This window comes from Kitasatospora putterlickiae (assembly GCF_039527695.1).
Lineage (GTDB): Bacteria > Actinomycetota > Actinomycetes > Streptomycetales > Streptomycetaceae > Kitasatospora > Kitasatospora putterlickiae.
This window is the reverse complement of record NZ_BAAAKJ010000256.1, coordinates 5,241-10,728: the sequence shown is the minus strand read 5'-3', so window position 1 is coordinate 10,728 and position 5,488 is coordinate 5,241. Positions and strand designations below refer to the sequence as shown.

Genomic DNA, 5,488 nt, shown 5'->3' with positions numbered 1-5,488 from the left:
GCCGCCGGCTCCCCGGTCGGCTCCGTCGGCCGGACGACCACCACGGGCACGGACGCGCGGCCGGCGACCGCCATGCTCACCGAGCCAAGCAGCAGCCCGGTGAAGCCGCCCAGGCCGCGCGAGCCGAGGACCAGCAGGGCGGCGTCCTGGGCGGCGGCGACCATGCCGTCCACGGCCGCGTCCAGCACCACGTCGGTGTGGACGGTCAGGTCGGGGTAGCGGGTCTGGACGTCCTCGGCGGCCGCCGCCAGCATCCGCTGGGCGGCGACCGGCCGGTCCTCGGGGTCGGCGAAGGAGGCGCGGCCGTCGGTGAGCCACGGCCAGGCATGCAGCAGCCGCAGCGGGGCCCCGCGCCGCAGCGCCTCCTCGGCGGCCCAGTGGGCGGCGGCGGTGCTCTCGGGCGATCCGTCGACTCCGGCCAGGACTGCGGGCGTCATGGGTGGTTCCTTCCGCTGCGGGCCCGCCGGGTCGGGGCGGGTCTTCGGGGTGGCTGCCGGTTCGGGCGGCCGGGTGCGCTGACGCGCCGTCGGCCCCTGGTCACCACCCTGGCGCCGGCCGTTCGCGCCCGCCAGAGGCCTCAGGGCCCTTGGGCCAGGGCCGTAGGTCCCGCGACCCACCCGCGACCCACCCGTGGCCCGCCCGCGGCCCGTCCCTGCGGATGGCGCAAACAGCGCACAACCGGAGCGCGGGTGGCCGATTGCACTCGGTCCGGCGCGCCCATGACCGACCCCGGCGTTCCGCGCACGTGCCTGCGGCACTAACGTGAATCCGACAATCCGACCGGTCGGCCGACCGAGTACGGACCCGGACCAGCAGCACGGAAACACGAGGAGGACGCCGGTGGGCGGCGCGGAGGACACGCGAGCGGGCACCGGCGGAGACCAGCGCGGGCGGACGGACGACGCCCCGCCACCCGGCTGCCCGGCACACGCGGGAACGTCGCACGCGGGAACGTCGCACGCGGGAGCGGCAGACCCGGGAACGGCGCACGCGAAGACGGCGGAGCCCGCGCCGGCCCGCCCCACGGTCGCGCCCAGGACCCCGCCCCCGTCCGCCGCCCCCGGCGGCCCGCGGATCCCGCAGCTGCGCCTGGACGAGCTGCTGGAGGAGCTCCAGTGGCGGATCGACGCCGCGCGCGGCACCCGGGACCGGGTGCACAGCCTGCTGGAGGCGGTGCTCGCGGTCGGCCGCGAGCTGGACCTCTCCCAGGCGCTGCACCGCATCGTCGAGGCCGCCGCCGACCTGGTCGACGCCCGCTACGCCGCGCTCGGCGTGATCGGCGCGGACGGCTACACGCTCTCGCAGTTCCTGACCGTCGGCCTCACCCAGGAGGAGATCGACGAGATCGGCCCGCCGCCGACCGGCCGCGGCATCCTCGGCGAGCTGATCCGCGACCCGCAGCCGCTGCGCTGCCCGGTGCTCTCCGAGCACCCGGCCTCGGTGGGCTTCCCGGCGAACCACCCGCCGATGCACACCTTCCTCGGGGTGCCGGTGCGGGTGCGCGGCGAGGTGTTCGGCAACCTCTACCTGACCGACAAGCGCGGCGGCCTGGACTTCGACGCGGACGACGAGGCGGTCATCTCGACGCTGGCGGTGGCCGCCGGGGTCGCGATCGACAACGCCCGGCTGTACGAGGAGGCGCAGCGCCAGCAGCGGTGGCTGCGGGCGAGCGCCGAGATCACCCGCAGCCTGCTCTCGGGCGCACCCCGGCTGGAGGTCGTGGAGCTGATCGCGCGCCGGGCCCGGGAGATCGCGGGCGCCGAGCTGGCCGACGTGTCGGTGGCGCTGGCCGACCCGGGCGAGCGGGCGGCCGAGCTGACCGTGGAGGTGGCGCTCGGCGGGCGCTCGGAGGTACGGCTCGGGGTGACGGTACCGGTGGACGGCACGCTGTCCGGCGCCGCGTACGCCTCGGGCTCGCCGGCGATCACCGACGAGTTGGAGCAGGACGACCGCTTCCCGGCCGGGCCGCCCGGGCGGTTCACGGGGCTGGGGCCGGCCGTGGCGGTGCCGCTGGGCACCGGCGAGGGCTTCGGGCGCGGTGTGCTGCTGCTGGCCCGGGAGAGCGGGCGCCCGCCGTTCACGGCCGAGGAGACGGGCCCGCTGCTGGGCTTCGCCGACCAGGCCGCGCTCGCCCTGGAGCTGGCCGAACGGCGGCGGGACGCCGAGCAGTTGACCCTCCTGGAGGACCGCGACCGGATCGCCCGGGACCTGCACGACCTGGCCATCCAGCGGCTGTTCGCGACCGGGATGACGCTGCAGAGCGCGGGCCGGCTGATCGAGAGCCCGAGCGCGGCCGACCGGGTGAGCCGGGCGGTCGCGGACCTGGACGAGACCATCAAGATCATCCGCTCGACCATCTTCGGGCTGCGCGCCCACAGCGAGCCGGACCGGGGGCTGCGGGCCCGCGCCACCCGCGCCGTCGGCGAGGCGCAGGCCACCCTCGGCTTCGCGCCGCGCCTCAGCATGGAGGGCCTGCTGGACACCGACGTGCCGCAGGAGCTGGCCGAGCACGTGATGGCCGTGCTCGGCGAGGCGCTCAGCAACGCCGCCCGGCACGCCCGCGCGAGCCGGGTCGAGGTGGCCCTGCGCGCGGCCGGCGGGACGGTGACGCTCACCGTGGCCGACGACGGTGTGGGCGTCCCCTCCGGCGGCCGCCGCAGCGGACTGCGCAACCTCGCCGAACGCGCCGAACGGGCGGGCGGTACCTTCGAGTTGCTCCCGGCCGACGGCGGCGGCACCCGCCTGGTCTGGCAGGCTCCGCTGGGCGTGTGACCGCGCGCCCGCGGGGCGTGGGCCTCAGAACGGGTCGGGCGTCAGGTGGCGGCCGACCACCAGCTCGGGGGCGATGCGGATCTGCGCACGATCGTCGCGGGCCGTGGTCGACGTCGGCGTCGGCGTCGGTGGGCGGACCTCGGCGCGGCCGAGGACGGTGACGCACCAGCCGGTGCCGTCGGCGTCGTCGACCTCGTCGGCCTCGAAGGCGATCACCGCGCCGTCGACGGCGCGCGCCAGCTCCGAGCCGGCCGCCGTGGAGAGCAGGACGCCACCGAGCGCGTCCAGTCGGAAGCGGACCGGGAGGACGGCGGGCAGGGCGCCGACGGTGTAGACCACACGGCCCACTCCGGTGCGGCCCAGCAACTCCAGTGCCCGGGTCTCGTCGAGTTCCCGCGTGTGGCGGGTCTGCGGCCGGACCCGTGGCTCGACCTGCACGGACGCGGCTTCAGGATCGGCGTTCATGGCACCGATCGTCGCCCGCCGGGGCGGGACGGGGCGAGGGCCGATGGTCCCGCCGAGGGTCCCCCCCGGCCTACGGCGAACGTCCCTGGCGTGAACGGGGACGGAAGGGCCCGGGCGCGGACGCAAGGGGGCGGGCGGCAGCGGACGGCGAGCGGCCCCGGCCACCACAGGCGGGCGGGCGACCGGGGCCGGATCAGGGGGTGGCGCCGTCAGCCGCGCGGGCCGTGGCCGAGTCCGCGCGGGTGGTGCGCCGACCGGTCGGCGGCGGCCGACTGGCGCAGCTCGGTGGCGATCAGCGCCGCCTGCACCCGCCGCTCGACGCCGAGCTTGGCGAGCAGCCGGGAGACGTGGTTCTTGACCGTCTTCTCGGCGAGGAAGAGCCGTTCGCCGATCTGCCGGTTGGTCAGCCCCTCGCCGATCAGCGCCAGCACCTCCTGCTCGCGCGCGGTCAGCTCCGGACCGCCGGCGGTCGGCTGCGCGGGCTCGGCCTCGCTGCGCAGCCGGTTGAGCAGGCGGGTGGCGGCGCCCGGGTCGAGCATCGAGCGGCCGGAGGCGACCGTCCGCACGGCGGTGATCAGGTCGGTGCCGCTGATCTGCTTGAGCACGTAGCCGGCGGCACCCGCCATCACGGCGTCGAGCAGCGCCTCCTCGTCGTCGAAGGAGGTGAGCATCAGGCAGGCGAGATCGGGCATCCGGGAGCGCAGTTCGCGGCAGACGGCCACGCCGTCGCCGTCGCCGAGGCGCACGTCCAGGACGGCGACGTCCGGGCGCAGCGCGGGGATGCGGACCAGCGCCTGCTCGGCGGTGCCGGCCTCGCCGACCACCTCCAGGTCCGGCTCGCCGTCCAGCAGGTCGTGCACACCGCGACGGACCACCTCGTGGTCGTCCAGCAGGAACACCCTGACCGGTGCCGGCGTCTCGGTCCCGGTCGTCTCGCTCGCCATGTCGGGGCTCCACCCTCTCCGTGCCCGGCACACCACACACCGGGTCCACCGCATCATGCCCCACCACCCGGGTCCCGCCCAGGGCCGAACGGCCCCATTTCCGGGCCGGTTCCGCGCCGGACCGGTCCGGATCCGCGCGGGTGCGGGCGGGTGCGGGCGGCCCGGGCGCGGCGGCGGCTACTCCTGCGGGTTCGCCACGAGGGAGGAGAGCACCCGTTCGACCGCGCCGAAGGCCACCGCGCTGTCGAGCGGGTTGGAGTAGGTGCGCGACCAGGTGATCAGCCCGCCGCGCACCCGCGCGAACACCACCATGTCGAGGCTGAAGCGCTTGCCGGTGGCCAGTACCTCGCCGTGCAGCCGGTACTCGGCGACGGCCAGCTCGGGGTCGTCGGTGCCGTGCACGCCGACCCGGTCCACGGCGTCGAAGCGCTGCATCGCCGCGCCGCGCCGCAGGTGCTCGACGAAGGCCTCGCGGCCGGGCCGCTGCGGGGGGACGCCGGGCAGCAGGTAGGGCAGTTCGAAGACGGCGTCGGTGGTGACCAGGTCGGCCACCGCCTCGTCGGGGCCCTCGCCCATGAGCTGGACGAACTGCCGGAGCACTTCGCTCGGCGCGGCGGTGGCGGTCATCGGACGCTCCTCTCGACGGGCCGGGGCGGCGCCCCGGTCGCCTGATTGATATCCGGACCGGCCACGACTCGGCAAGTGTGTACGTGAGTTGATGGCCAGTCAGGCGCGTTGCCGATGGCGGGCGTCGCCGAGTCCGATGAGCAGGAAGGCGGTGGAGACCGCGACCGCGCTGCCCACGGCGGCGGCCAGTCGCGGGGCGAGCGGTCCGCCGCCGGCGAGCAGGATGGAGGCGGCGCCGAGCGAGGCGACCGCCAGGCCGACGAGCAGCCAGCCGAGCAGGACCCGGGGCGAGGGGCGGGCCAGCAGCGGCGCGAGGCCCGGGTCGATCAGTGCCCAGCGCACGGCCTCCTCACGCTGTTCGGCGCGGCGCTGGAGGAGGGCCCGGACCCGCAGCAGGACGCCGGCGACCAGACCGGCGAGCGCGATCTCGACGGCGGGCTGCCAGGCGGGGACGGCCAGCAGCAGGCCGCCGGCCATGGCCAGGAAGGCCCACCAGGTCACGCAGGCGGCCGCGGCGGTGCGGGACGAGCGGGGTCGGTCCTCGCCGGCCTGGAGGTCGGCGATGGCGGGCAGGTACCAGACGCAGCCGGACGCGGTGATCGCGGCGGTGCCGATGGCCAGGACGATGTGGGACATGGTGCCGTGCACTCCTCAAGCCTCGGGCGGTTCGGTGAGGGGGG

Annotated in this window: 6 protein-coding genes; 1 reads left to right on the top strand and 5 read right to left on the bottom strand. The window is 76.5% G+C overall.

Annotated features, from left to right (window positions below):
* Positions 1–437: universal stress protein (locus ABD308_RS25805; protein ID WP_344339012.1), on the bottom strand; the 437-nt coding region annotated here is incomplete at its 3' end.
* A gap of 637 nt (positions 438–1,074) precedes the next feature.
* On the opposite strand from ABD308_RS25805, the gene ABD308_RS25800 reads away from it, so the two are divergent.
* Complete coding sequence (locus tag ABD308_RS25800; RefSeq protein WP_425554848.1) at positions 1,075–2,772, top strand: sensor histidine kinase; 1,698 nt, start codon at positions 1,075–1,077, stop codon at positions 2,770–2,772.
* A gap of 24 nt (positions 2,773–2,796) precedes the next feature.
* On the opposite strand, the gene ABD308_RS25795 is transcribed toward ABD308_RS25800, so the two are convergent.
* The 4 genes from ABD308_RS25795 to ABD308_RS25780 all read right to left on the bottom strand — a co-directional run bounded on the left by ABD308_RS25795 (position 2,797) and on the right by ABD308_RS25780 (position 5,444).
* Positions 2,797–3,237: a pyridoxamine 5'-phosphate oxidase family protein gene (locus ABD308_RS25795; RefSeq protein ID WP_344339011.1), complete on the bottom strand. Its 441-nt coding sequence runs from the start codon at positions 3,235–3,237 to the stop codon at positions 2,797–2,799.
* 209 nt (positions 3,238–3,446) lie between these two features.
* Positions 3,447–4,181 (bottom strand): response regulator, encoded by a 735-nt coding sequence (locus tag ABD308_RS25790; RefSeq protein WP_344339010.1) that lies wholly within the window; start codon positions 4,179–4,181, stop codon positions 3,447–3,449.
* 177 nt (positions 4,182–4,358) lie between these two features.
* Complete coding sequence (locus ABD308_RS25785) at positions 4,359–4,808, bottom strand: nuclear transport factor 2 family protein (protein WP_344339008.1); 450 nt, start codon at positions 4,806–4,808, stop codon at positions 4,359–4,361.
* A gap of 99 nt (positions 4,809–4,907) precedes the next feature.
* The gene (locus ABD308_RS25780; RefSeq protein WP_344339007.1) at positions 4,908–5,444 is read right to left on the bottom strand and encodes a hypothetical protein; all 537 of its coding nucleotides are present in this window, start codon (positions 5,442–5,444) and stop codon (positions 4,908–4,910) included.
* Between the last annotated feature and the right edge of the window lie 44 nt (positions 5,445–5,488).